The 25,438-nt window shown below is 39.3% G+C and carries 20 protein-coding genes and 1 riboswitch; of the genes, 11 read left to right on the forward strand and 9 right to left on the reverse strand.

The window, feature by feature from the left end; translation table 11 throughout:
- Nucleotides 1-12 precede the first annotated feature (12 nt).
- Entirely contained in the window at nt 13-624 is a 612-nt protein-coding gene (locus B1C82_RS03005) for a LemA family protein (protein WP_086446136.1), read from the reverse strand.
- Nucleotides 625-698: 74 nt separating this feature from the next.
- Nucleotides 699-836, reverse strand: a complete 138-nt coding sequence (locus B1C82_RS20635) for a hypothetical protein (RefSeq protein ID WP_165780257.1) — start codon at nt 834-836, stop codon at nt 699-701.
- Between the two features lie 142 nt (nt 837-978).
- Between B1C82_RS20635 and B1C82_RS03010 the strand changes: the two genes are divergently transcribed.
- Nucleotides 979-2,709: a SpoIIE family protein phosphatase gene (locus tag B1C82_RS03010; protein ID WP_086446137.1), complete on the forward strand. Its 1,731-nt coding sequence runs from the start codon at nt 979-981 to the stop codon at nt 2,707-2,709.
- A gap of 11 nt (nt 2,710-2,720) precedes the next feature.
- Here B1C82_RS03010 and B1C82_RS03015 read toward each other — a convergent pair whose 3' ends face one another.
- Both B1C82_RS03015 and B1C82_RS03020 read right to left on the reverse strand, forming a co-directional pair.
- Nucleotides 2,721-3,644 carry a DMT family transporter gene (locus tag B1C82_RS03015; RefSeq protein WP_086446138.1) on the reverse strand — a complete coding sequence of 308 codons (924 nt, stop codon included), beginning with the start codon at nt 3,642-3,644 and terminating at the stop codon, nt 2,721-2,723.
- A 3-nt stretch (nt 3,645-3,647) separates the two neighbouring features.
- On the reverse strand, nt 3,648-4,334 hold the full coding sequence (locus B1C82_RS03020) for a hypothetical protein (protein WP_086446139.1): 687 nt from the start codon (nt 4,332-4,334) through the stop codon (nt 3,648-3,650).
- A 105-nt stretch (nt 4,335-4,439) separates the two neighbouring features.
- On the opposite strand from B1C82_RS03020, the gene B1C82_RS03025 reads away from it, so the two are divergent.
- From B1C82_RS03025 to B1C82_RS03035, 3 genes are all read left to right on the forward strand, one after another.
- On the forward strand, nt 4,440-4,940 hold the full coding sequence (locus tag B1C82_RS03025) for a hypothetical protein (protein ID WP_086446140.1): 501 nt from the start codon (nt 4,440-4,442) through the stop codon (nt 4,938-4,940).
- 37 nt (nt 4,941-4,977) lie between these two features.
- Nucleotides 4,978-5,709: an LIC_13076 family protein gene (locus B1C82_RS03030; RefSeq protein WP_086446141.1), complete on the forward strand. Its 732-nt coding sequence runs from the start codon at nt 4,978-4,980 to the stop codon at nt 5,707-5,709.
- A gap of 130 nt (nt 5,710-5,839) precedes the next feature.
- Entirely contained in the window at nt 5,840-6,361 is a 522-nt protein-coding gene (locus B1C82_RS03035; RefSeq protein ID WP_086446142.1) for a hypothetical protein, read from the forward strand.
- Nucleotides 6,362-6,390: 29 nt separating this feature from the next.
- On the opposite strand, the gene B1C82_RS03040 is transcribed toward B1C82_RS03035, so the two are convergent.
- Nucleotides 6,391-7,260 carry a class I SAM-dependent methyltransferase gene (locus tag B1C82_RS03040; RefSeq protein ID WP_086446143.1) on the reverse strand — a complete coding sequence of 290 codons (870 nt, stop codon included), beginning with the start codon at nt 7,258-7,260 and terminating at the stop codon, nt 6,391-6,393.
- Between the two features lie 156 nt (nt 7,261-7,416).
- Between B1C82_RS03040 and B1C82_RS03045 the strand changes: the two genes are divergently transcribed.
- The 3 genes from B1C82_RS03045 to B1C82_RS03055 all read left to right on the forward strand — a co-directional run bounded on the left by B1C82_RS03045 (nt 7,417) and on the right by B1C82_RS03055 (nt 9,544).
- Nucleotides 7,417-7,920 (forward strand): hypothetical protein, encoded by a 504-nt coding sequence (locus B1C82_RS03045; RefSeq protein ID WP_086446144.1) that lies wholly within the window; start codon nt 7,417-7,419, stop codon nt 7,918-7,920.
- A gap of 61 nt (nt 7,921-7,981) precedes the next feature.
- On the forward strand, nt 7,982-9,028 hold the full coding sequence (locus B1C82_RS03050) for a CapA family protein (protein ID WP_199775826.1): 1,047 nt from the start codon (nt 7,982-7,984) through the stop codon (nt 9,026-9,028).
- Nucleotides 9,029-9,238: 210 nt separating this feature from the next.
- Nucleotides 9,239-9,544, forward strand: a complete 306-nt coding sequence (locus tag B1C82_RS03055; protein WP_086446145.1) for a hypothetical protein — start codon at nt 9,239-9,241, stop codon at nt 9,542-9,544.
- 135 nt (nt 9,545-9,679) lie between these two features.
- On the opposite strand, the gene lsa26 is transcribed toward B1C82_RS03055, so the two are convergent.
- Nucleotides 9,680-10,420 (reverse strand): surface adhesion protein Lsa26, encoded by a 741-nt coding sequence (lsa26, locus tag B1C82_RS03060; RefSeq protein ID WP_086446146.1) that lies wholly within the window; start codon nt 10,418-10,420, stop codon nt 9,680-9,682.
- 358 nt (nt 10,421-10,778) lie between these two features.
- A riboswitch (cobalamin riboswitch) is annotated at nt 10,779-10,953 on the forward strand.
- Between the two features lie 26 nt (nt 10,954-10,979).
- Between lsa26 and B1C82_RS03065 the strand changes: the two genes are divergently transcribed.
- The 3 genes from B1C82_RS03065 to B1C82_RS03075 all read left to right on the forward strand — a co-directional run bounded on the left by B1C82_RS03065 (nt 10,980) and on the right by B1C82_RS03075 (nt 14,976).
- Nucleotides 10,980-13,082, forward strand: coding sequence for a TonB-dependent receptor (locus B1C82_RS03065; RefSeq protein WP_086446147.1), 2,103 nt, complete (start codon nt 10,980-10,982; stop codon nt 13,080-13,082).
- On the forward strand, nt 13,082-14,242 hold the full coding sequence (locus B1C82_RS03070; protein WP_086446148.1) for a YncE family protein: 1,161 nt from the start codon (nt 13,082-13,084) through the stop codon (nt 14,240-14,242). Before B1C82_RS03065 ends, B1C82_RS03070 begins: the two co-directional genes overlap by 1 nt.
- A gap of 95 nt (nt 14,243-14,337) precedes the next feature.
- Entirely contained in the window at nt 14,338-14,976 is a 639-nt protein-coding gene (locus B1C82_RS03075; protein WP_167373746.1) for an ankyrin repeat domain-containing protein, read from the forward strand.
- Here B1C82_RS03075 and B1C82_RS03080 read toward each other — a convergent pair.
- From B1C82_RS03080 to B1C82_RS03090, 3 genes are read right to left on the reverse strand one after another with little or no spacing between them, the layout of a single operon-like run.
- Complete coding sequence (locus B1C82_RS03080; protein WP_086446149.1) at nt 14,966-15,577, reverse strand: tetratricopeptide repeat protein; 612 nt, start codon at nt 15,575-15,577, stop codon at nt 14,966-14,968. The two genes, B1C82_RS03075 and B1C82_RS03080, sit on opposite strands and share 11 nt — an antisense overlap.
- Nucleotides 15,574-16,935, reverse strand: coding sequence for a Kelch repeat-containing protein (locus B1C82_RS03085; protein ID WP_086446150.1), 1,362 nt, complete (start codon nt 16,933-16,935; stop codon nt 15,574-15,576). The genes B1C82_RS03080 and B1C82_RS03085 overlap by 4 nt, the downstream gene beginning before the upstream one ends.
- Nucleotides 16,932-17,801 carry an LA_3334 family protein gene (locus B1C82_RS03090; RefSeq protein WP_086446151.1) on the reverse strand — a complete coding sequence of 290 codons (870 nt, stop codon included), beginning with the start codon at nt 17,799-17,801 and terminating at the stop codon, nt 16,932-16,934. The genes B1C82_RS03085 and B1C82_RS03090 overlap by 4 nt, the downstream gene beginning before the upstream one ends.
- 437 nt (nt 17,802-18,238) lie before the next feature.
- Between B1C82_RS03090 and B1C82_RS03100 the strand changes: the two genes are divergently transcribed.
- Nucleotides 18,239-25,438 carry an RHS repeat-associated core domain-containing protein gene (locus B1C82_RS03100; RefSeq protein WP_086446153.1) on the forward strand — a complete coding sequence of 2,400 codons (7,200 nt, stop codon included), beginning with the start codon at nt 18,239-18,241 and terminating at the stop codon, nt 25,436-25,438.

Raw genomic sequence — 25,438 nt, forward strand, 5'->3', positions numbered from 1 at the left:
GAAATCTATTTTTTAGAATTGGACTTGAGGAGGTTTAGAAATCTCTTTTTCGTTTTCTACGCTGAAATTCGGCTTCACATCGTAACCGAAAATTTTAGCGGTGATCACGTTTGGAAATGTTCTGACTGTGATGTTATATTCTTGAACAGAAGTGATATATCGGTTTCTTGCAACAGCGATCCTGTTTTCAGTACCTTCTAACTGAGCTTGTAAGCCTATAAAACTTTTGTCCGATTTTAGGTCCGGATATTTTTCTACAACCACCATCAATCTGGATAATGCAGAGGTCATTTGTCCTTGTGCCTGATTGAATTTTGCAAACAGTTCAGGATTATTTAGTACTTCAGGTGTTGCTTGGACGGAACCTACACTGGCTCTGGCTCTTGTGACCTCGATCAATACTTCTTTTTCTTGAGCGGCGTAACCTTTTACTGTATTGACCAGGTTCGGGATGAGATCCGCTCTTCTCTGGTACATATTGATTACTTCTGACCAAGCAGCTTTTACCTGCTCGTCTTGGACTTGGATCGTGTTATAACCGCATGAGTTTGTGAAAAACAGGGTCAGACCGATAAAACCGATCAGAAAACTTTTACGGATCCGAAAAAAATCGCCTTGGGACATTCCCACCTCCGACCTGCGGAATTCTGTAAGGAAAACGTCCCTTGGCAATCGGTTTTTTCTGGCAACATTCTGTTTTATGCCGCCTCTTTTGGGAAATTTTGGTGTTTTTCCAAGGCTCTTTTGCGGATTTCTTCGATGAGCTTATCTGCGAGCATTTCTGCCAGAGCGGATATTTTTTCTTGGTTGATCGAGTTTCTATGTTCGGTTTTCATTGGCGCCTCCTTGTGGTCCGTATATAAAGATACAGCGGGCCCCGGACAAATCGGGCGGGCAGAAAATAAAAAAAACCGGGAAAATTCCCCGGCTGCTTCACCCGATAATAAATAGAAAAATGGCAAGGACCGCCTGGTACGAATGGAATTGGATTACAAAACCCGACTCGAGGAAATCGAGAAGGTAGACGGTTATTTTCGTAGGTCCCCGGAAGGGATTTGGTCCTACGAGTTGGATTCTCCTTTAGATACCACTTTTCCGATTGAGGAACAGTGTCGGTTGATCTATGAGAATGCGAGACTCACTCATTGCAACGATACCATGGCCAGGATCTACGGGTATCATAACGCAGAAGAGATCAAAGGTGTTCTTTTAAAAGACCTTGTTGGACCACCTAACAAGGTGAATGTGTTCGGTATTATGGAATTTGTACGCTCCGGCTACAAGACCCATGATAGTGAATCAGAAGAAGTAGATCGAAAAGGAAAACGTAAATATTTTCTAAGCACAGCTTTGGGGGTAGTGGAGAAAGGGTTTTTACTACGAGCTTGGGGAGTGCAGAAGGACGTAACCTCCATCCGTGCAGCAGAGTCCAGACTCAAGAGAACAATTGCATTAGAAAGTTTACTCACGCAACTTTCCCGATATTTTTTAAGCGTAGAACCTGGAAACACAACGGAAGCAGTGAACCATGCCTTAGGCGAACTTGGAAAATTCTGTGGGGCAGACAGAGCATTTTTATTTTTATACACTCATGCGGGTCTTACCATCTCAAACACGAATGAATGGTGCGCAGATGGAATAGAACATAGGATCCATCTATTACAAAATCTTCCTATAGAAACATTTCCTAAATCGGATTACGACACGATTAGTAATAAGGGTCATATTGTTTATGATTCTTTGGATAATGTTCCTTCTACACATGCTTCTTTAAGAAATCTTTTAGAGAGAAGGGGGACTCGTTCCTTAGTAGTGGTCGGACTTTCTTCGCGTGATGAAGAGCTTGGCTTTATCGGATTCGATTCTGTGAAAGGACAAAAACTTTGGACGGAAGAAGATATTTATGTTTTGAGACTCGTAGGCGACTTGATCGTTCTTGCATTCGATAGACAAAAAAGAGAATCAGATCTGAACGATTTTTATGAAAGAATGAATCACGATCTGGAATTGGCGCGTCTGACTCAAAGATCTTTAGTCTCTAGAGAATTTCCTAGTTCACCTTTTTATAAAATGGATAGTTATTTCCGTCCTTTCGAAAAAGTAGGAGGAGATATCATAACGTATATCCAACATGAAACCGGAGTGCTGGATATTTTGTTCGGTGATGTTTCCGGTCATGGGATCTCTTCTGCCATGGTTTCGGGGATGGCAGTACTTTCCTTTAGGCATCATGCAAAAGCAGGACTTTCTCCGGCAGAAGGTATCCAGCAGTTCGTAAAAGATCTAAAACCTATGGTGGTGGAACATCATATCGCCGCTGTCTGGGCTAGGTTTTTTCCTTTAGAGAAAAAGTTAGTCTACTCTTACGCAGGCCATCCTCCCATCGTGCTGTTCAGAGGAGAAGAGAAGATAGAACTGAAAGGTATGAATCTTCCTCTTCTGATCTTTGATTCTATAGAATATTTTAACGAATCGATTAAATTACAAAAAGATGATAGAATCGTATTCTATTCTGATGGAATGTATGAAGTGTTTAATGCTGAGGGTAGAATATTGGATCTGCCTGGTTTTCAGGACATTCTGCTTCAACATAGAGATCTTGGAAACCTAGACGAGTATTTGGATCAAGTTGTCTCAGAAGTATTCCAATTTTCTGAAGGTGTATTTGGAGATGATATGGCTATGTTAGTTATTGATATTAATGGGTAGTGGCCTTAATTTTACTCGGTAACCTTCTTTTTTCTGCCTAATAAAAATACTCCTGAAAGAACTATGATCGTCCCGGCCACGTTTTCCCAGGTGATGATCTCTCCTAAGAGGATTGCTGCCAAAAACAAAGTAAATACGGGACCTACACTTCCAGCGATGGACGCCTTATTGGAACCTATTCTTTGGATTCCTGCAGTTGTTAAGAATGCAGGAACTACTGTTGTCAAAAATCCTAAGGCAAATCCATATCCATAAACCTGCCAAGGTTGATGCATTAGGATTTCATAATTCTTTGTGAAAAAAAAGTGGATGAGCACGAAAACGCCTGACCAGATCATTAATAGGGCGGTGAATTTTCGAGATCCCAGTTTAGGGATCATTTGCCCACTTCCTATTATATAAACTGCATAAGCTAATGCGGATAGAAATACTAGTGTCGCTCCGATCCATGCGGATTTTCCTTGAGTTTCCGCGTCTGGCAAAAATGCCAATAGTATGCCTGAGTATGTGAGAGCTACAGAATAGATTTCGATTTTGTGAACCTTCTTCTTTAGAAAAACAAAGCCTAAAAGTAAAACAAGTGCCGGGAATGTGAACAAAACTAACCTTTCCATAGAAGCGGATAAGTATTCCAATCCCCAGAAATCAAAGAAGCTGGCCATATAATAGCCGATGAATGCGAGTAAAACCACAATCCCATAATCGTTTCGGGAAATTGGATTGTCTGATCTTTTAGAAGTTTCTTGGTAAAGAACGAAAGCGAAGAATGGAATTGCAAATATCATTCTGAGTGCGAGCACCGTGACTGAGTCTATTCCAAATTTATAAACTAATTTTACGAGCACTCCCTTAGAGGAGAATAATACGGTTCCCGCCAGAGCATATAGGTATCCTAAAGTCTCTTCGTTGGATCTAAAAGTCAGAGTGGACTTCAATGTTTAACGTCCTAAAAAGAAATAATTCAATTGTTTTCTGGAAGTGATGAATCCTCCTCCAGGGTGAATTGCAGGAAAGAAAGAGTCTCCCGCAATTTCGGAAGCTGCTTTTAGATCCCGAATTTGGCCGTAACATTCAGAAAGATAGAATGCATGGCCGCAGCCTAATAAGTGATACCCTTCGTGGACCATTGTATTGGACGCTCCGCCAACGAGTAGATGTCCAAGCGAAGCAGTATGGGCTAAGACAAATCCTCTGGTTCCGGTAGGGCTGTCCACTGCTCCCAATACTTCGAAGGTAGGAATAAAGAATAGAGCTAAAATATAAGAAGCAAATTCGTAAGCGATGTCTGAGAATCGAACTCCTGCCAATGCCAAGATCCGATCACAACCATCAGGCAATTCTGCATTATAAAGTTCTTCCATGATTGCTTTGCCTGTCCATCCAGGCCTTTTCCAATCTTTTACTTGAGCAACCTTTGCTTGTAGATTATATAGGACCAATTCTTCATTCCAAGAATTGAATAAATAGTCCATTCTTTCGGTCGAAACGTTTTCATCCTTCCATACGCATACTCGGACGAATTTCATTTTTCCGTATTCATAAGTCTCTCTCACGGAAGATTTATGGAATCCAACTGTAGTGCAGGAGGTTAATAAGATAAGAAGAAGGAAGCAAATATGTCGCATGTTTGCAATTCTTTAGAACCTTAGAAAAACTCCTTGGAAAAGCAAGGACTTTCGTTCGATACTAATAGAGGAAGCTTGCCTTGGAGCAGTCCAAGTTTTAAGTAAATGAGCTCAGCAAAATTAAAGAATAAAAAGCAAACGAAGAAGGTCCCTTCAAACAAGAGATCTTCTTCTCCTTTATTCCTCGTTCTTGTAGGAATTCCATTCTGCTTTTTTCTGATCAGCGCAATGCTTGGGAGCGTTTTAAAGATAGATCGAGTCAGTTCGGAATCTGCATATGAAAATAGGTTGAATCCGATCGAAAAGGCTTGGAGAGGCTTGAAATTGAAAGTATATGCTTACGAATACGGCTCCGATTATCGAAATAAAATTCCCGAAAACGAGGGACGTGCCTTAGGTTTAATACGCGAATCCATTCTAGAATCCACTCTGCCTAGATATCTTTTTCTATTTCTGGCAATCGCAGTACCATTTTACTTTTTTATAAGATTGTTTAAGGATAAACCTCAGAAAAAGGCTCTATGGCCTGTGGTCATAACTTCAAATCCTAAGACAAAAAAGACTTCTGCACTTTCTCCCAAAAAAAATCGATCAGAATTAAAATAGATTTGATTACGTTATTATAGCGTATTGAACATGTCGTATGCTTCCAAGTAGACGATATTCGAATTTTTGTAAAATTATTACCCTAATCGGTATAACCGCATTGTTCCTCCAAAACTGTACTTTAGATAAAAGGATAGAATTCGCAGGAGAAGATAAACTAGGCCTGGAAGCGGGAAGTAAGCCCTGCGAAGAAGTAACGCATTATAATCGTTGGTTCGCTTTTTATGGTCTATGGCGTATCCCTGGTTCGAGGGATATTGAGATAGAAAAGAAAGAAGGTAAAGTCTACTTCGCAGAACATTCCGTAAACGGATGGCAGGCGACCCTGAATATACTTACAGGTTTTTTTAGCACTATAACATTCTATAAAGTTACAGTTAATGAATGCGATTTGGGAACCAGATTCGTTCATAAAGACCAATACGAAAAATTCTTCGAAGAAGAAAAGACAAGGGCTCATGCAGAGTTCTTCGCCAAAACCGAAAAAGAATTGGAAGATGCTCTACGTAAATATCTGGATAAGACAAGTCCAGCAGAGCATGCGGGTAAGAATTATAGCATGATCATCTTAAGAACTGGTAAAACAACCGAAGCTAGAGTAGTGGGGCAAGATGTGGATTCCCTCAAATTAGAAACGGAAGATTCTAACGGACAAAAGCATGAGTTTACTCTTTTGAAAAAGGAAGTGTATAAAGTGATCTTTGCAACTAAGATCATTAAAGTAAAAGATACTCCTCCAGTAAAAGAGCCGGTTAAAGAAAAACATTAATCTTAATAACGCATCCCTTCTTTGAGGGATGCGGATTCTCGTTTTCAGTCAATAAATTTACCTATCACAAAAATCCTACTTGTGTATCAGCCTTATATTCGCTTATCATACTTGCTAAGGGAATTCGCAAATGTTATCTTGGCGTTTTTTATTCAATTCTTTACTTTATAAATTTATAATATTTTTGTTTGTGATCCTAGTTTTGGATTGTGGACTCGCTTTAGGATACCAAGCCGAAGAGGAGGCTGCCAAAGCCTCTCAAGAAAATAATAACAATTCAATGTTGGTTACCTTAGGTTTGTTAAGCGGGAATTCGGGCGGTTTTCTTAGTTTTTCTCCTTCTCCTTTGGCATTTTCCGCATCCATTGGGAAAGCATCCTATGATATTACTGTTCATTACTGGCCTGGTTCAGGCACAGGGGAGTTACGTCTCGATCTGGTCTGGAATGGGATAATGGAATGTGCTCCACAAGAAGGAGTGTTTGCAGTATTTAATGACGACCAGTACCCTTTGACTTTTGCCGATGTTCCTTTTAACTGTTTTATTACCGGAACCGGCGAAGTATCGCATATTGTTAATACGGCCATCGGATCCGGACTTCCGAGTGTAGGGACAAACCTAGGAAATTTAAGCGTAATTGTAACCCCTTAGCTTGAGTTAAAATTTGTTCTCGCGGATTGTTACCTCGCTACACCGAAACAAACCGCCATCATATCGCCTTGGTCGAATTTTTTGACCGCCCAGTCCGCAACCTTCTTTGAAGTCTTATAGAAAATTCCTGAACCCTTCTTGGCAGTAAGTCCGCTACCATAAGAAATATGGCCGAGTGGAATATAACCCAATTCGTTTCCTAAAGAAATGATACCAGGCAAACTATAATAATAAAGATGTTCTGGAACATTTAGATATCTCCATTTAGGTCCCAGATATTTTGCGAGAATTCCGTATCTGCAGGTAGAAAGGATCATTCTTCCGCCTGGTTTTAAGTGTTTTAGAATTTTCTGAAGTGTTTCTTTGGGATGATGGAGATGTTCTATGCTTGCCCAGAGAGTGATTAGGTCGAATTTTTCTTTTCCATCTAAGTCCCAAGTCAGAAAATCTTTTTGTTCCACATCTAAACCTAAAGTTTCTTTTGCGAAATGGACTGGGCCGCTCGCAATATCCAATCCTTTGGTTTTCCAATTTCGGCTTTTAAGATAATCTAAGAAATAGCCTGCAGCACAGCCTACGTCTAACGCGGATCTTTCTGGACCTAACATTCTTTCCCAGTCAAAGAAACCTAGATCTTTCAAATTTAAATTGAATACTCTTGCTATCTCTTTTTTGGTTTCTTCTGAATAATAATTATCGTAACCTCTATCAGTCCTTTGGGTGAAGTAAGAATCTTCATAATACTTGGAAACTTCTTTCAAGCTAGGTTGAGGATTTACCTGAACTAATTTGCAATTATTGCATTCTACTATTTGAAAGATCTCTCCTTTTGGACTGGCCTTGGAGAAGAGTGGGGTGAATTCGGAATTAGAGCAAGTATTGCAAGGGATGGATTGCATATTATAAGGATCGGTGATTTATAGGGTTTTCCAACATAAAATGGAAGGCTGGTTCGATTTTTAAGGCTTGCTTTTTAAGTAAATTTATTGTTAAACATAGAATATGCGAACTTCTCTTTGCCTTAGAAAAAAATTATAACAAGTTTTGTCTTCTTTATGCTACTAACCTATAACGTAAGTTGTGGACTTGTGCTTACTGGAACAGATATAGGCAAAGAATTTTTAGGTCTTTCGGAAGAAGATAAAAAGGATCCGGAAAAACAAGCCGCGGCACTACTCTCCCTAGCACTAGCAGGAGGCAATTCTTTACTTATATTTACGCCGATAGCAGTAACTTCTACTGAAGGTGGAAGCGTTGGTTATCAGGTAGCACTTAGATCTGTTCCGTCTGATTGGACTAGTAAGGATGTGTCAGTAGGTTTTGATATAGATGTGTCTTCTTGCCCTAATGGTACATCTCCGAATTTTTGGCCTTTTTCTTTTACTCCTCCATATAGTCCCGTAAACTTGAGCTTTGATACCGTGAATGCTGGAGCATGTATAGTAAACTATACTGTCAGCGGAGAAGTAACTTCTCAAACTTCCGGTTTAATAATAGGTGCATATGCTGGATCTCTTCCTTTGTTAATTCAACCTACTGCTGTTGTCGTGGGTCCTTGAAAGGATAGAAAGTTTAGAAAAACCGCTTTGCCAGGGATAGGGTTTCTAAAATCCTTCCCCTATGTATAGAATCCTTGCATTGTCCTCTCTTTTAGGACTTTCTCTTTTATTCTCCCAATGCCAGCCAGTTGAATCAGTAGAACCTGAAACCTTGAAGATCAAAGCGGTAGGAGATTTGGTCATGGGGACCAATTATCCCGAGAATAAACTTCCTTCCGATCCTAGAAATACCTTGTTCTCTCAAGTGGAACCAAGTTTGAGAGGGGCAGATATACTATTTGCGAACTTCGAAAGTACTCTGACAGATTATCCGCATTGTGCTAAAAATATAAATCGTCCTCTTATATTCGCTTTCAGAACTCCTCCATCATATGCAAAAATTCTAAAGGATGTTGGATTCGATATAGTTTCCATCGCAAATAACCATAGTTTAGATTTCCACCAGCAAGGTTTCGAAGATACAGGTAAAAATCTTTCAGAGGCGGGAGTTAGATTCACCGGAAAAAAAGGTGCGATCACTTATATGAACGTAAAAGGAATTTCCGTAGCTTGGATTGGATTCAGCCATATGGAAAGCGCCCATAATCATGTAAATCATATTGAAGAAGGTGTGGCTCTCGTAAAAGAAGCGAAGAAAAAAGCACAATTAGTTTTCATCTCAGTTCACGGTGGCGCGGAAGGTGGCCCAGCTTTACATGTAAAAAATGAACAAGAGAGATTTTACGGAGAATATAGGGGAAACCTTGTCGCTCTTTCTCATGCTTTGATCGATGCAGGTGCAGATTTATTTATTGGACATGGTCCTCATTTGCCTAGAGCATTCGAATTATATAAAGGGAAATTGATCGCTTATTCTTTAGGAAACTTCTTAGGGTATAGAGTGTTTTCTACGAAAGGATACGGCGGTTATTCTTTAGTCTTAGAAGCAGATCTAGACAAACAAGGGAATTTTATCAAAGGCAAGATCCATCCGCTGCAATTAAGTCAAAACGGAATTCCTGCTCCGGATCCGGATGCTAAGACGACTGAACTAATCCAATCTTTGACTAAATCTGATTTTCCCGGAAAAGGGCCGAAAATCCAATCCGATGGAAGTTTCCTTCCTTAAATTGAGATTTTTTATGTAGGAGCTCCTACAAATTCGATGACAATTTTTTAATTGCGGATTTTAAGATTTTATGATATAGGGGGAAAGGCTTCTCCCACTAACCCGCCTCCTCCACCCAAAGCCGGGTGGGGCCGCCTTTCGAATCCATGTTGGAATTCCAACATGGAGATCAAATTGAGATTCAAAAATAAAAATCCGAATTTCCCTTAAATGAATAGAAAAGAAAATCAAGAAAAGGCCATTGAGCTATATTATTACATTGATGGCCGCATAAATGAGTTCAGTTCCATATATCGAGATAAAAAATTCTTTCAAAGAGATTTGATGGTTTTAAGTCGAATTAAGTCTGGAATTTTTGAAAAAGATATTAAATCTCTCGTTTGGTTGAAAAATGAATCTAAGGGAATCGCTGACACTTTGGGTTCTTACGTTGAAGATCCAAATTTTTTAAATGATATTTACAAACTATTGAGTTTTTTGGGAAATATTTTGGAAGAAGAGCAGGCCTATGAGTAGCCGTTAAATCGGTGCCTCATATGAATTTTATTTTGGGCGGAATTCTATCTGATTTAATTGAATAATTTCTAAATAAAAAAGACCGATATAGGAATTCCTAATCGGTCTTCATACTTAATGAATCCTTAATGCAAATTATTGTGTTTTGCCTGCCGGTTCCAATGCCCCTGCAGGTGATTTGAAGTTGATCTCATAAATATCATAAGAAGAATCTCTCCAACCTGTCACGTAAGCCACAGAAATTCCCAAGAAATATCTAAGCCCAAATTTAAGAGTGTTTGTAGCAAAGGCCGCGATCTCTTCATCTGTGATTGAAAAAGGATGAACTTTATTTCTGGTCTCATCCAGATATAATCCTTCCCAAGTTCCAATCATAGTTCCCTTATATTCTAAACTTAGAATACGACCAGTAACGGAAAAATTTCTTTTTCCTCCAGACTTAGCTTTGCTTACGATCTTGTCAGGCAAACCTTTAGGAAGAGATTTTTCCTGGAGTTGTGCTCCAACTACTTCGTAATCGGAAGATAATGCGACTGCTTCAAATCTGTGAACCCTATATTGGACTAAAATTTCCTGGTTTAGGCTTTTACTTAAGAAGTTAACTACATCCGCGTTCTCTGGACGTACGCTGAATTCGATTTTTTGTTTTGCCGGAACAAAACATTCGTCCTTCATTTCGTCGCAAGCTTCTGAATCGTTTATAGTATAAACTTCTAAAAGACCTTCGTAAGATTCAAAGATGACCCCTCTGCTTTCGAATTGGATCAATTTTGCAACTGTCCAACCTTCGGAATAAGTTCCCGCTGCTGATAAGGACGAGGTAGTTAAAAGAAAGATTCCTAATAAAAGAAATCTTAAGGATGGAATGCGTTTCATTCGAGTTCGATGCTCCCGTTATGTAGGTAGACCCTAAGGGATTCCCTTTGGGTCGCGAATTCGTGAATCCTTTCCGGTTTTTATCTTACATCAAGAAAATATTTCTTTCTGAATTTGAAAATGTAGGAATTCCTGCAAAGCGAATTCTTTTCTGCTCTGCGTCTTTGCGCCTCTGTGTGCAAAAAATGTACTACGAAAAAGGCACTACGTTAATGTTGTATTTCACTTACCCGCCAGGGATGTGTAGGGCGCGAAGCGTCCTGAGCTCCGGCGAAGGACGAGGACGTATGTCCGAGCCCGGAGCAGCCCGGTCTTGCGTTAGCAAGAGGCGGCCAAACCTTTTTGAGATTGCTCCTCCGAGTCGGGTTGGGAACCTGGTCTTGCAAGTAGATCGGAAAAGGGAATCCGGTGAAAATCCGGAGCTGTACCCGCAGCTGTAAACGCCGAAACGGTCGGACAAAACCACTGTCGAAAGACGGGAAGGGTTCGAATCGGGCGTAAGTCAGAAAACCTATCAGGTCTGCTTTCAATTCTCTGGCTTTCGGGAGTTAAGGCCTCAATGTATAAAAGACCCAAACCATTCAGTAAGATACTTCATCTAGGGCTCTTTTTATTTTCCGTCCAAATTTTTTCCCAAGAGCCTCAGAAAGCGGAAACTTCCACTTTAAAAGTGGTGGGAAAGACCGGTTCAAATTCTCAACCGGAAAATTTCAGAAAGAACCCAACCGGTTTTCAGACTTCCATTGATCTGGACCAATACAATGCACGTTATACGAATCTTCCGGACGTTTTAGAAAGAGAAGCAGGAGTAAGGATCAGAAGATACGGAGGCCTAGGCTCTTATTCTACTCTTTCTCTTAGAGGAACAAATCCTAATCAAACTAGGATCTTTATAGATGGAGTTCCTTTTAATAATGCGCAAGGGGGAGAAGTAAACCTTGCGGACCTTCCTTTTGATAATTTGCAAAGTATAGAAGTATATAGAAGTGGTGCTCCTGTAGGATTTTCCGGTTCAGCAATTGGCGGAAGTGTGAACTTAGTCACAAGAACCGGAACCGGTCCTCCTAAAACTCGTGTTAACATAGGAGCAGGAAGTTTTAATACTGGAAAGGGGAGCATAACGCATACTGGAACTTATGGCGGAATAGGAACCAGCGTATTCTTACTAGGTGAAAAATCAGACCAAAATTTTTCTTATCTAAACAATCATGGGACCTTGCTCGTAAATCCTTTGGACGATACGATTGATAGAAGAAGGAACGCTCAGTATGAAAGAACTTCCGGGATGATCGGGCTCAGTGGTGATATCGGGGCAACTAAGATCAAATTTTGGAATGATCTAAATTATAGATTCCATGGAATTCCTGGACCTGCAAGTAACCAAACTCAACAAGTCCATCGTAGATATCTTAGAAATACTTCTTCTTTAGGAACGGATACAAAAGGTTTACTCGACGGATTATTAAGATTAGAGACTAGAACTTTTACTTCATTTACGAATGACGACCTATTCGACCCAAAATCGGAATTTTCCAAAGGAACTCCTAACTCTACTGCTCATATGGGACAGTCCGGGTTTCAGGTCACTCCTACCTTATATCTATTAGAATATTATCAAATTTTGAAATTTCATGCGGGAGTAGAGAGAGAAACTTTCGAAAGATCCAGAAGCACTCCTCAGAATATAGATCTAAAGTACGAACCTGGAAAAACAAGGACCTATACAACTTTTCAAGTAGAAGACGAGTTTCGATTCTTAGATGGGAAGTTAGTAATGACCCCTGGAGTTTCTTGGGATTCTTATAGGGACAAATTTCAGTCCGACGAACCTTGGTATAGAAAACAAGATCCATTCGCACCTGCCATCAAGACCACTGAATTTTCTAATCCTAAAGTAGGCCTTCTCTGGAGGTTTTGGGAGAAAGATAATTATTCTTTGGAATTCAAATCCAATATTGCGAAACAGTATCGGATCCCAAGCTTCTTGGAACTTTTCGGAGAAGTCGGGACAATCATAGCAAACGATTCTCTTAAGCCGGAGAGAAGTGAAAACGGTGATGCTGGAATTACCGGAAGATATAAAAACGGTGAACTAAAATCAAATATTACAATTTCCTATTTTAGAAAAAGGATCAAGGATATGATCCTATTCATTCCGAATTCTCAATTCACTTTGAGACCGGAAAATGTGGATTCAGCAAGGATTGATGGGGCAGAAGTCTCTCATAAAACGGAATATAAGGGTTGGAAATTTTTGTTAGAGTATACTTACCAAGAAGCGATCAATACTTCTCCTGCTCCTTATTTAAATGGTAAATATCTTCCTCTTAGGCCAAAACATGAGATCTCCGGAACAATTGCATATAGAGGAAAAACCTGGGAACTTGGTTTTGAAGGTGTATATGTTGGTGCTGTATTCAAAGACAGGACAAACGAATATGTGAATTATCAACCAGCTCGCCAAATTTGGAACGCATACCTTACACTTGTATTATATACTTCTCCTGAGGAAGAAGATCCTAATAAGAAAGGGGAAAAAACTCCCAAAGAACTACTCTTAAGTATAGATCTTAGGAATATGGGAGATAAGAGAGTGGAGGATATTGTAGGATATCCGCTCCCAGGAAGAAATTGGTTTATTACATTAAGTGGAAGGTTTTGATGAAATTTGCAGCACGTATCATTCTACCTTGCTTTATTATCTTTTTTTCCTTTTGCGGAGATATAGAAAGACCTCCTTTATATACTTTATTTTTAACTCCAAATCTTCCTAATAATATCGGAGTAGTGACCACAGACTTTGCAAGCGGTGGTAGGTTTAAAGTATTAAATCCAGAACTTCTACTTTCTTATCCTGGACTGACACCTATCCATTCTGATGCAGTCGCAAGATTCGGAAATGGTAATGTCTATATTCTAAATCGTTTGAATCGGGATAGCGTTCAAGTTTTAGATCCAGATTTCGGATTCCAGACAAGGGCAGAATGGTCCATGGGAGCGGGAACAAATCCGGCTGATATTGCGATCGTAGGCCAGAATAAGGCTTATGTTTCACTTTATGGATCTAGAATATTAAAAATTATTCATCCTTTGACTGGGGCAAGTCTTGGGCAAATAGATCTGGGAGGATATTCCGAACCTAGCTCTATCCCTGATAATCTGCCTGAAATGTCAGGAATGCAGATAGTAGGCACAAGCCTTTTTATTGTATTACAAAGATTAGATCGAAATGATCCGAGCGGATATTTTCCCCCGGGGAGCTGGGGATCTCTTCTTTTGGAAATTGATACTGTAACAGATTCTATTATTGCTACTTATACATTCCCAATTCCGAATCCTGTTGGCAAGCCTCAGATGTTGGAACTTTTCGGAGAGACCCATTTGGTTTTTGCTGCAGCGAATAGAATGGGTTTTTTAAGTCAGATTGACGGCGGGGTGGTCGCATTTAGACTTTCTTCCAGAACTTTTCGCTCGGGCTTGCTATTTCCAGAAAGTGCAGCCGGTGGAGATATACTCGGTGTGCAGATCAAAAACGAACAATTGGGTTACGCAAGTGTTCTGGATGCTTCTTTTAATAAAACATTACAAGTCTTTAATCCAAGCACCGGGCACAAACTGTCAACTTTGCTTTTTATTCCTTCTTCGTATGACGCTAGTTTGACTACAATCCTACTAGCGGATGACGGAATACTTTACGTTTCCAATACCCAGTTCACTCAACCCGGAGTGACAATGTTCGATACCAGAGATAATCGGCTCTTAACCCCGGCACCAATCTCTGTGGACCTCCAACCTTTCGACTTGATACAGCTCAAAGAATAATTCCGATAGAATTCTTTACCCTAAGTCGAAACCGGATTGACAAAGCTTTAAAAGAATGGATGATCCATCGTTGTTTTTCGGAGGCCTATTCCTTGATTTCCGATATGTTCCAAATGATTGCCGCGGGCCACAAGGCCCAGGTTATTTATTCTTTAAGAGAAAACCCGGATCTAGCCTCCAAACAAAATCCGGAAGGGATTACTCCTGTACTTTTTGCTCTATATTACGGCAAAGAAGATATTATAAATTCTTATCTTAACCTGGGAATTCCACTCAATCTATTCGAGGCTGCTGCGTTGGGAGACGAGGAGCGTGTTAAAATACTCGTAGAACTCAATCCAAGTATTGTTCATTCTTATAGTCCTGATGGCTGGACATCTTTACATCTTGCATCTCATTTTGGAAGGCTTTCCATCATACAATATTTATTAGAGAAGGGAGCGGACATCCACGCTAAATCCAAAAGTAAATTATCAATCGGTAATACTGCATTACATTCTGCCGTCGCTTCTTGGAGAGTCGATGCTGTTGAGTTACTTTTAGAACATGGTGCTGATCCAAACTTTACCCAAGACGGTGGCTTCTCTCCGCTTCATATCGCTGCTTCCAGACAGGGAAATGAACAAATTGTTTCTTTATTATTGAAGAAGGGAGCAAATCCGGATCTTAAAACAGAAGATGGCAAAACTGCAAGAGAGATTGCAGCAGAAAGGGGAGTCGCTTTTAGCGCTTAATTTTTATAAGGATTGCAAATAGTAACGCTATTTGTGATCCGAAAAGTATATAGATCCAATTCATATGGTTATCTTGCGCTTTCATTTTCCTTTCCGTTTCCAATTCACCTTTCAGTTTTTCAATTTCTAAGCGAAGAAGGTTGATACTAATTATTAAATCTTCTGAACTTTTGTTGGATATCCTCTCTGCGAGGGAATTGTTCCTAAATGCTGAAGTTTGTTTTTTATATTGGCGCTTAGAATTTTCTAACTCTGCAAGTTCCTTCCGAATACTTTCATTCAAAGGCCATTTTTCATAGGCCTTTTCTAAATATTCTTTTGCCTTAAGAAAGTTTCCCTTCTTCTTTTCCTCTATGCCAATTCCAATCCAAGCCTGAGTTAAGATAAATTCAGCCTTCGAGTTTGAAGGATCCGATTCTAAGATAGAATTTGCCAATATGTAAGCTTCTTCGAATTGTTTGGATTCTAATAGAATGTTTCCTTCTTGGATCCATTTATCTAATACAGATGTTTCTTCAGAGAGTAAAAACAAAGGAGAGATGATTAGAATAGAGAAGACCGATATCCTAAAAAATGCAAATTTCCTGAATACTTCTCTCATCTGTCGATCCGAATCGCTTTATGAGCGTATCTTCTTCTTGGCATAGGCAGAGAATGAGTTACCCAAGCGGAACCTAAAGGATTCCCAGAATCCAAAGAATACACAGTATTTTCAGGAATATTAATGGAAGAAGCTCCGCCAAAAGAAAAAATTTTACGTGTCTCGTAAGAAGTTTGAACTGCTGGAAAATAAAGAGAAGAAGGAAGACTTGGGCCCAAAGAAAAAGAAGACGAACCTAATTGATAAAACTCAGTTCTATTCGTAGGAATAATAGAAGTTGCAGGTTGGAATACATTTCCTGAACCTGTTGAACCTCCTATAACCGCAAAATAAACTCCGTCTGCAGGATATGGATCCAGGGAAGAAGGTAAAATACAAACTCCACCTGCTCCATGTTTAGATTCTCCTAAACTAGGTTCACCGAATGAAGTTGTTGTATTTGCAGAAGCAGCAAAACCATCTGTGCTTGAGTTTGCACTTCCGCTGTTGTAAGTCCTACCACCAGTATAAAAAATTACCCCATTGATTGCACAACCAGACATATCAACTCTACTGAATATAGTAGAAGCGGAAGAAAAAGAGATCCATTGGCCATTCGTCCCGAGTTCAGGATAGAACTTTAGAATTGTATTAAATACTGGACCATTCGTCATGTCAGTGGAATTCGAACCGGAAAGAATATATATCTCATCTCCTATAGAACCAACCACTGCACCGATAGACCCGGATGGTAACGAAGCCTTTGTCTCCCAAAGATCTGCATAAGGATAATACACTTCGACCTTGGAAGAAGTTACGTAGGTTCCGGAAATATTTTCCATCCCTCCTATCACATATATTTTATTTTTATGATGCACGATGGATGCGTATGCTCTGGGAGTAGGAACGTTTGTAATAGAAGGATACCAAATATCTGTTACTGGATCAAATAGATCTACTTCCTTGATTGGGAGCCCATCATTTCCAATTCCGCCTAGGATCCAAATTCCTCGAGTTTTAGGAGGATCATTCGAGATCCATGTAGTAAATTCTAAAATACTTCCTTCTTCTATCTTTTGAGATCCACAGGTTAAGATTACTCTGTAGGAAGTATTTGCAGATAAGTTGTTCCATTCTAAAAAATGAGATTTAGAAGATTGAATACTTGGAATGATTCCGTCGTTTGCATACATTGTACCTTTAGATGTTTTCGAGCAATTCCAGGAAACAACTGCAGAGTTAGGTCCTAACTTGGCTACAAATGCATATTCGGCTCGGGCAGATTCTTCTCCTAAAATTTCAGATAAACCGGAACTGGTGCAAAATTGAAAATGAAGACAGAAAAGTAAAATTATAAAAACAGAATATATTCTTTTCATAGTGCAAACCCCCAAGAAAACCGAAAGCCAGATCTACAAAAGTTTACATCTTCTTCTAAACTACATTGAGAGCGAATACCTATCCGGATAGAAGACCTGGATTCAGTCTGCCAATTCCAGCCGAACTCAAAAATTAAATCGGGATTGATTGCGGAAGTCCTTTCTTCTCCAGTCCGTGTCATAGTACTGAAACCGGCTCCTGCTAACCAATAAGGAGAAGAATTTCCATAATATTTACCAAGATATATAGACTGGCTCCAGATACTTAAGTTTCCGTTCTTTCCTTTCCCGAAAGAAGCTTCAGACAAAACACCATAGAACCAAAACTTAGAGTTAGTATCTCTTTCCAAAAATGCTCCTCCTCCATAAGTGACAGGAAATGCCTGTCCCCATGTTCCCAAGGAATAATATCCAGATCCGGATAATCCTATTCTCCAATCTCTTTGTTTAGAAGCTTCTAATAGATAACTCTCCGGAAGAGTAGGCGGCTCCGAGGAGACCTCATCAAAAGTATGAGAAAGAATTTTACTTTTATCCAACTCGGCAAAACCAAGTTCCGTTTTTAAGATAAGTTTGTTTTCCCTTTTTTCGATCAAGATCCCTTTGAGTTGGGTTCCATCAGTTAATTTGAATTCAGAATAACGATAGGAAGAATCCGGTCCCTTCCTTCTTGGATCAATTCGTTGGAGATCCGATCTGGGGATTTTGTATTTTTTCTCCTTCCAAGAAATAAGAATGAACTCTGATTCTTCAGAAACTTCTTCGGTAATAAAGGCGTCGCCATTCTTGAATAATATTTCAGTAGAGAAAAGATAAGAAGGAAGGAAGAAGATCCCGTAAAAAACAAATGCAAACTTTTTGAACATAAATTGAATTTCAGCTGAAGAAGATCGAAATAAAAATTCGGATCATCCTTATTTGGATGGAATGTGGCTTCTTCGAGTAAAAAGAAAGAAAATTATTTTGAATTCCTGTGAAATATCCCAAATTGGTATATTTAAAATAATGTATGTTTTCTTCGTGAATACTTCTTTTTTTAAGAAACTGGGATTTAACGCGGAATATAGATTCCAAATTCAAAATTAAGCAAATTATCTGAAACCTGATTTAGGATATTTGAAAAAATATTATGAATATTGTGTCTTTTAATATCCTAAATTAGGATATTTATGTTTGACATTGGAAATTTTAAACGTGTTAGTGCTTTTATATATAAAGATCACCTTTAGGTGAACCGCTCACAGCTCGGCTAATTCCAGACCGGAACAAAGTTTCGGAATTTAATTAAGGATTTGGCAAGCTAATGTTTAGGACCGGAAGATATTATGTAATTATTATATTTTGCAGTGCAATTCTGCTATTAGCTTGGAATCCTCTGCGCCCAATTTACTCTTTTTTCTCCACGTTTTTCGGGTTGGAGACTGAGATACCTCTGCCATTTCCAGACGTTAGTGTAAACTCTTATGGAAAACCTGGATTTTCACTTTCTATCCAAGTTCCTCCTGGAGCTGGGGATCTGGTCCCTGCAATTAATATCCAATATTCTGGATCAGCTTCTGGGATCCTCGGAAAGGGTTGGTCCTTGGGTGGTTTTCCTCAGATCTCTAAAAATCCCAGTCTGGGAGTTCATTTTGCACCTTCCGATGGATACACTTCTTCTCAATTTGGTGAAATGATCTCGGACTCTAATGGAAATTATAAATTCAAATTCGAAAGTTTTTCCAAACTAGAGTTCGATGGTTCTGCATGGAAAGTCCGAGATAAGAGCGGTATAATATATGAATACGGCAAAAACTTCTCTGGAGGTTCAAATTCAAGATTGGATTCGGATGGAGTGCCAATCGCTTTCTATTTAGATAAGGTTCGGGATAGATTCGGGAATGGTTATGATATTCAATACGATCCGGAAAATTTACAATCTGCTGATATTTTACCTCAAGAGATCGTGTATTCCAGAGGAAATGGACGAATCCTTTTTATCTATGAAGACTATTCTGAAAGATTTGGAGAAAAGGTCTTTTTCCTAACCAAATCACTTTCTCGTAAGAAAAGACTAGAAAAAATTGAAGTATATGCAAAAGACTCTTCCGGTTCTGAAAATTTAAGCGAAGTTTATGAGTTTGATTATGATATTGTAAACGGGGAGACATTTCTTTCTTCTTTTCATCGCAAAAATTATAAGCCGATTACATTTTCTTATTCGAGCAGATCAAATGATGCTCAATATGTGAAATCTGCCGGAAAAACATTCCAAAATTCTTATAGAGCTTCTAATCCGAGTGTGAAGTCATTTTGCGAGACCACTGCTGCATTCTGCGCTTGCACTGCCGATTGGGGTTGCATTGTCGCAAGCCATTACTCTGCTCCTTCTATTTGTCAGGCAGGGATAGAGAGCTTCCAAGATGTATGTAAGAATGGTGTTGAAATGTCCTTTGCAGTTCCTGCAGATGTGGATGGGGACGGAAGTCCTGAAATGGTTCGCATCTTGGGAGATATGGATAACCAAAGATTTTCAGTGTCTAAACTTTCTTCCTGGGATAATGAAAACTTGGATCCAATCTCTGTGAGCGGAGAATTTAAAGGAAGTCCGATCGGAGTCACTACAGAAGGTAAAATTTTTCCAGGAGATTTTAATGGAGATGGAAAGACTGACTTCTTAGTTCTAAAATCAAACGGTGCTAAGGGGATCGTGTATTATGGTCCAGATCTAAACTCAGTAGAATATTCTGAACTGATCGCAGAAAACTTACAACAAAGTAAACCTTATCATTTTTTAGCGGATATAAATGGGGATGGCAGGACAGATTTTTTGCAGGCGAAAACTTCTTCTAAAATCCAAATCTATGTTTCTAGTGGTTCAGGTTTTCAAAAATCACAATTATTGAATATTACAGATCCAGGGGATTCTTTCCAAGGACTTGCTGATATGGATAGGAATGGGATCCCGGATTTACTTAGGATTAATGGAGCATCTGATCCAAGATTGATTGTAACATTCTATGATTTTAAGAATGGAAATTTGGTGGCATTAGAAGAAACCGAAATTTCTAGATCATCCTTTGGAAATGATGGAGACCAATTCATTTCGGATTTAAATGGAGATGGATATCCTGATTTCGCATTTTTCTCAGGTGCAACAAGCCAAGGTACCATTCATTATTATCCATTCGATGGAAGAAAGTTTAGAACGAATGGAGGTGGAGCATTTCAGACAGTTGACGTGAACGGAGCGTATGCTTCGAAAGAAAAACAAACTTCTTCTTCTGATGCTCAGGCTTACGTGGAAATCGATCTTACTGGGGATGGAATTAAGGATAAGGTTACTTATAACTATTCTGATCTAAACAATCCATTTTTCACGGTAGAAGTTTATGATACTTCGGGGGCTAGTTATCTTCCCGGTTTTTCTTTATATTGGAATGAGGATTTGGCCAAAGACTTAAATGGAGATGGAGTTCCTGATATTCTTCGAGCAAACGTAAATACTACGGAGGAACCAGACAATGAAGATGCTGATTCTCTGCCTCAGGTTGTAACTGTTAGAAATTTTTCAATAAACATTACGAATATCACATATTATGAAATTCCTATTGATTTGAAAGATTATCTTTCTTCTGAAAGCACCTCCGGAACTTCTTCTGAGAATGCTTATTTCAATTGGAGAAATAGGAAAGACTTCATAGATCTAAATGGAGATGGAAGAGCTGATTTCCTTCGATACGATTCCTCTGAATCTAAACTGATTGTTTCTTATTCTAAAACAGATTCGGATGGAAATTTATTTTATTCCGCTGATGGGGACGAGTCTTGGACGACTGGAGGGTATCTGCTGCCATTGGATATTAATGGGGACGGAAAGCCTGAACTTTTAGGTATGAATGCGGATAAAAGACAAATGAGGTATTCAGTGCCGTCCAGTATTCCATTTGTGAATACATATGCTTATCGCCAATTTCCTCATGAATCCAATTTGGAATTACATCTTTTGAAATTCCGTCCTACAGTTCCTGCCGGCCTTTTGACTAAGATTGAAAATGGTTCTTATGTTTCCGATGGAAATGTAAGTGTTAAGTTGGAATATTCACTTTCTAAAAATCATCCATCTGCAAACGGAGAGGCTATACTCGATCCAAATCACCCTGAAATTTTTACTTTAGCAATTCCTGATTTTCTTACGGTCAAACTTTCTCAGAAATCTGGGTCTACGATCTTTGGAGAGAATTCGTACAAGTATTTCTCCTCTAGATTTTATAGAGGCGGATTTAGAAATTCTGGATTCTTAGGGTTTCAGAAGATAGAAGAGAAGAATACAATCTCCAACTCTATTACGGAAACAAAATACGAATCTCCATTTTTGGAGGCTGCTGGAATTCCTACAGCACAAACAAAATTTAGAAATGGGATCAAAATTTCAGAATCTTATAAAACTTTTCAAAAATCCTTATCCTCAATCGGCGGAATTCTAATCCAGGAATCGGATAGTTTGGAAAATATATACCAAGGGGGACAGCTATTTCAATCCTCTTCTATAACTAAAACATATGATAGTTATGGGAATATTGTTCTCAAAGATACTAGTATTAACGGCATCACTGCGAGCGAAAAAGTTTCTTATCTGAACGATTGGAATGAAGGTGTATTAGGAAGACCAAAAGATATTCAGGTTTTGAAAAATGGAGATTTAGTTTCTCATAGAATAATAGAATATTCTAATTTTCAAATCTCTGCGATAAAAGAGGAGATGAGTCCTGGTAGTTGGAAAACTGAATCTATACAAGCATATGACCCTTTTGGGAATCCAAGCCTTGTAAAAGAGTCTAACGGAAACTTGATCGCTGTAGAATATGATAATGTTCTACATAAATTCCCTCTTAAGATGACCAACGGATTAGGTCAGGTCACATTAAAAACATATGATTTTTCGAATGGTTTGGAATTATCCAGCACAGACGAAAACGGAGGAATTTCCAGAACTGAATATGATTCCCAGGGGAGGCCTTTAAAAAGTTATCTACCAGGGGAAAATGATTGGTCTGAAAAAATCGAATATGAAAACACCGGGGACCTAGAGAATCAGCTTGTCCGAAAAATCTTCCGTCGTAGTAATGGAGAGACTTGGCAGGAAGATTTGAGTAATAATATTACTAAGATATCTAAAAGAAGAAGCATCCTCGTGAATGGATACGTTTTGGTAGAGGAAACTCATCGAAATTTAGAGGGTCAGGTTACCAAGAAAATTGACCCTTATATAGAAGGATCCAATCCTTTCTCCTGGACAAATTATACTTACGACCAATTAGGCAATCAAATCAAAAGTGAAAGGAATGATGGAACAGTAATCGAATCTGAGATTACCGGTTTGGTCTCCAGATCCAGGGAACTTCTTAATGGAAATCTAATTAAAGAAACCATTGAAGAGAAAAATTCATTAGGTCAGGTGGTTTCTTCTACACAACAAGGAAAGACGACACGTTATTCGTATGATTCTGCAGGAAGAATTTCTGAGATCATTGATCCTGAAAGCGGCACTACTTATATTGAAACGGACTTCGGAGGAAGAAAGACAAAGGTTATTCATCCTGATTCCGGCAAGATAGACTATGTGTATGATCCAAATTCTGGAAAATTATCCAAACAAAAATATCAAAACGGTTCTATCATACAATATTTCTACGATAGCCTAGGCAGAGTTTCCCAGGTCAAAGGGGATTCTCCTGAAACGGGCGCAGTTTATTATACATATGAATACGACGATCCAGAAAAAGAGAATGGGATCGGGAGATTGACAAAGGTTACTGATCCACTTGGAACAACCGAGTTTGGATACGATCTAAGAGGGAACCAAAACTTACTCGTAAAAAAAATAGCGGAAGAAGATCTCGAATTTGTAATCCGTAAAAAATTCAATCTTCAAAACCAAATAGAAGAAACCATTTATCCGGATGGAAGTATTGCAAAAAATTTATATTCCGAAGCAGGATTTCTCTCTGGGATCACTTTGACTCCAGGAGATGGAAGCGGTTCCGATTTTCCTATCGTTCAATACCAAGGGCCAATCTTAGAAGATGGGGAACTTAAGATCCAGAGACAATTAGGAAATGGTGTTAGGACTGATATATATTATGATTTAGTAAAACGAAGACCTAGTAGATTTATTTCCGTTAAAGATACCGAGATTTACCAAAATATAGAATATAATTATGATCAATTCGGAAATTATCTTTCTATCTTAGATAAGAAGAATCCGGTTAGAACACAGAATTTTCAATACGATTCCATCAATAGATTGGTGGCTGCTTCCGGAGTGTATGGAACAGAAGAATATACATATTCTGATTCAGGGAGATTATTACAGAAAGGGAGCTTATCCTATTCTTATGAAAATCCTTCGCATAAGAATGCGGTTACCAAGGTAACCGGACAAAATCATTCGTACCAGTATTCGTATGATGGTTCTGGAAATATCATCTCTCGAAATGGAGAAAATTTTCGTTACGATCCTTTCCAAAAATTGAAAGAGATCCAAACGGAAGACCAGGATAGTATCCGATTCGATTATGATTTCTCGGGGACCAGGATACGAAAGCTAAAAGTTAGTGATTCCAGTAAGACAATCAGTTTGGGCGGATTGTATGAGGTTGCAATCTCTCCGGGAAAATCTCCCCAACATACTTTATACTTCCGAGGGAATTCGGGAGATCTGGTGGCGCAATGGACCAGAACAGATGCGGTTCTTGTAAGTTACCAAGCTGATACTATTATCTCCGGACTATCGGGAATCGAGACTGCTTGGAAAACATTGGCCTGGGCTGCAAAAGATAATTCAATTCGAGGGATTAAATATCTATTCTTAGTTCCAGGAACTAATTTAGGATTTTTGTATATAACGATTATTTTAGGTTTAGGATTTGGACTTCTTTCCATAAGAGAAGGAGTTTGGAGATCTTTATTAAAATTTACTTCTCCAATCTTGATCGTTTCTTTTTCCAATTGCTCTGTTTTGATGCCAGGTGGTAATGGAAATCCCCCTTGGCTAATTCCCCCTCAATTCGATTCCAATACTCCGAATGTAAATACACCATATGAACCCGGAGGGCCTGGATCTGGAGCGGGACTTCCGGTTGGCGGTTTCTTATTTCTTCATCCGGATCATTTAGGTTCTATCACAATGGCCACAGATGGAAATGGAAACCGGATCGCTGGTGGTGACCAAGGAGGAGCTTCACATATTTCTTATAAACCTTATGGAGAAATCCAACGAAATGATTCCTCTGGGCCTGATGTATTTCGTTATAAATATAACGGACAAGAAGAAGATAAGGAAACTGGTCTTTATTATTTCAAAGCAAGGTATTACGATCCCGTCCTAGGAAGGTTTTTACAAGCCGACTCTGTTATGGACACAACAAGGCCAATGGGAATGGATCTGTATATGTATACTGAAGGAAACCCGGTTAGATACACTGATCCAAGCGGTAATAGCATCTTAAGTAGTTTCTTGGAAAGAAATGGACTTGGGTTTTTGAATTTTAATCTTTCTTTAAGCACCTTCTTTAGAAATGCATTCTATGTAAGTTCTCAGCGCTGGAGTGACGCAGGCGCAGGTATCGCTATGGCGTTAAATCCAGTAGGGATAGTGGGGACTGCTTTAGGAGCTGGTGCAGCTGCATCTATGGCGGCAACCACTGCCGTCGCCACTGGGCTTGGGCTTGCACTCGGGGTGGGGATGGGAGCAAGTGCAGCAGCCACGATACTCGCAATGAATTTAGCGGGATCAATGGGAGTTGGATTAAGTGCCTCCTCATTGGGATCAATTTCCGCAGCTACGGTGGCGGGAGTCTCGTTCGGAGTGGCAGCCTTAGCTGGCGCAGCTGCGCTTACATTAGGATTTACTGTCGCGACTATTGCAGCGGCTACAGGGATTGCTACTTCTTTTCTTGCGCTTGCTTTGGCTACATCCGCAGCAGGAGCAGCAGTGCTTGTCCCTATCGGAGCATTGGCTGTTGCATCTATTTTAGCAATTTCAGCTCTTGCCATTGCAGTTGGAACTGCATTATTCGTGATCGCGATGATCCCAATTACCGCCTTGTTCGCTCTTGGAGTTGGAATGGGGATTGTAGGAGCTACATTATCTCCTTTTACTTTTCAAGCGTATGTAGCAGGCGGATATTCTAAATCAAGTTTCAATAATATACATTGGGATGAAAAGAATGCCAGGATCGCTGCTTGTTATTCTGTTGCAGGGCAGATGTTGGCTGTTGCTGGGTTTTATGGATATCTGGGTTATAACGCAGTTGTAGCAGACGCCGCAATTATTAAAGATATCGTTAAATATGGCGGTTATGCACTAACTGGAAAAAGTATTTTAGAGCAAGATTGGCAATCGGTAGGCATTGATCTTTTAAGTTATGGAATTAAACTCATCTGGGATAAAGATATTCCACTCGGTTTGATTGTGAAAGCCGGCAATGCTACTCACCAGACTTGCGGGGGAACTTTATAA

The organism is Leptospira venezuelensis (assembly GCF_002150035.1).
Classification (GTDB): Bacteria; Spirochaetota; Leptospiria; order Leptospirales; family Leptospiraceae; genus Leptospira_B; species Leptospira_B venezuelensis.

Excerpts from the sequence above, each read along its gene's own strand:
- B1C82_RS03020 (WP_086446139.1), bottom strand. The coding sequence starts at position 4,334 with ATGCGACATATTTGCTTCCTTCTTCTTATCTTATTAACCTCCTGCACT.
- B1C82_RS20635 (WP_165780257.1), bottom strand. The coding sequence starts at position 836 with ATGAAAACCGAACATAGAAACTCGATCAACCAAGAAAAAATATCCGCT.
- B1C82_RS03040 (WP_086446143.1), bottom strand. The coding sequence starts at position 7,260 with ATGCAATCCATCCCTTGCAATACTTGCTCTAATTCCGAATTCACCCCA.
- B1C82_RS03055 (WP_086446145.1), top strand. The coding sequence starts at position 9,239 with ATGAATAGAAAAGAAAATCAAGAAAAGGCCATTGAGCTATATTATTAC.
- B1C82_RS03085 (WP_086446150.1), bottom strand. The coding sequence starts at position 16,935 with ATGAAAAGAATATATTCTGTTTTTATAATTTTACTTTTCTGTCTTCAT.
- B1C82_RS03010 (WP_086446137.1), top strand. The coding sequence starts at position 979 with ATGGAATTGGATTACAAAACCCGACTCGAGGAAATCGAGAAGGTAGAC.
- B1C82_RS03080 (WP_086446149.1), bottom strand. The coding sequence starts at position 15,577 with ATGAGAGAAGTATTCAGGAAATTTGCATTTTTTAGGATATCGGTCTTC.
- B1C82_RS03030 (WP_086446141.1), top strand. The coding sequence starts at position 4,978 with ATGCTTCCAAGTAGACGATATTCGAATTTTTGTAAAATTATTACCCTA.
- B1C82_RS03065 (WP_086446147.1), top strand. The coding sequence starts at position 10,980 with ATGTATAAAAGACCCAAACCATTCAGTAAGATACTTCATCTAGGGCTC.
- lsa26 (WP_086446146.1), bottom strand. The coding sequence starts at position 10,420 with ATGAAACGCATTCCATCCTTAAGATTTCTTTTATTAGGAATCTTTCTT.
- B1C82_RS03045 (WP_086446144.1), top strand. The coding sequence starts at position 7,417 with ATGCTACTAACCTATAACGTAAGTTGTGGACTTGTGCTTACTGGAACA.
- B1C82_RS03005 (WP_086446136.1), bottom strand. The coding sequence starts at position 624 with ATGTCCCAAGGCGATTTTTTTCGGATCCGTAAAAGTTTTCTGATCGGT.
- B1C82_RS03035 (WP_086446142.1), top strand. The coding sequence starts at position 5,840 with ATGTTATCTTGGCGTTTTTTATTCAATTCTTTACTTTATAAATTTATA.
- B1C82_RS03025 (WP_086446140.1), top strand. The coding sequence starts at position 4,440 with ATGAGCTCAGCAAAATTAAAGAATAAAAAGCAAACGAAGAAGGTCCCT.
- B1C82_RS03070 (WP_086446148.1), top strand. The coding sequence starts at position 13,082 with ATGAAATTTGCAGCACGTATCATTCTACCTTGCTTTATTATCTTTTTT.
- B1C82_RS03050 (WP_199775826.1), top strand. The coding sequence starts at position 7,982 with ATGTATAGAATCCTTGCATTGTCCTCTCTTTTAGGACTTTCTCTTTTA.
- B1C82_RS03090 (WP_086446151.1), bottom strand. The coding sequence starts at position 17,801 with ATGTTCAAAAAGTTTGCATTTGTTTTTTACGGGATCTTCTTCCTTCCT.
- B1C82_RS03100 (WP_086446153.1), top strand. The coding sequence starts at position 18,239 with ATGTTTAGGACCGGAAGATATTATGTAATTATTATATTTTGCAGTGCA.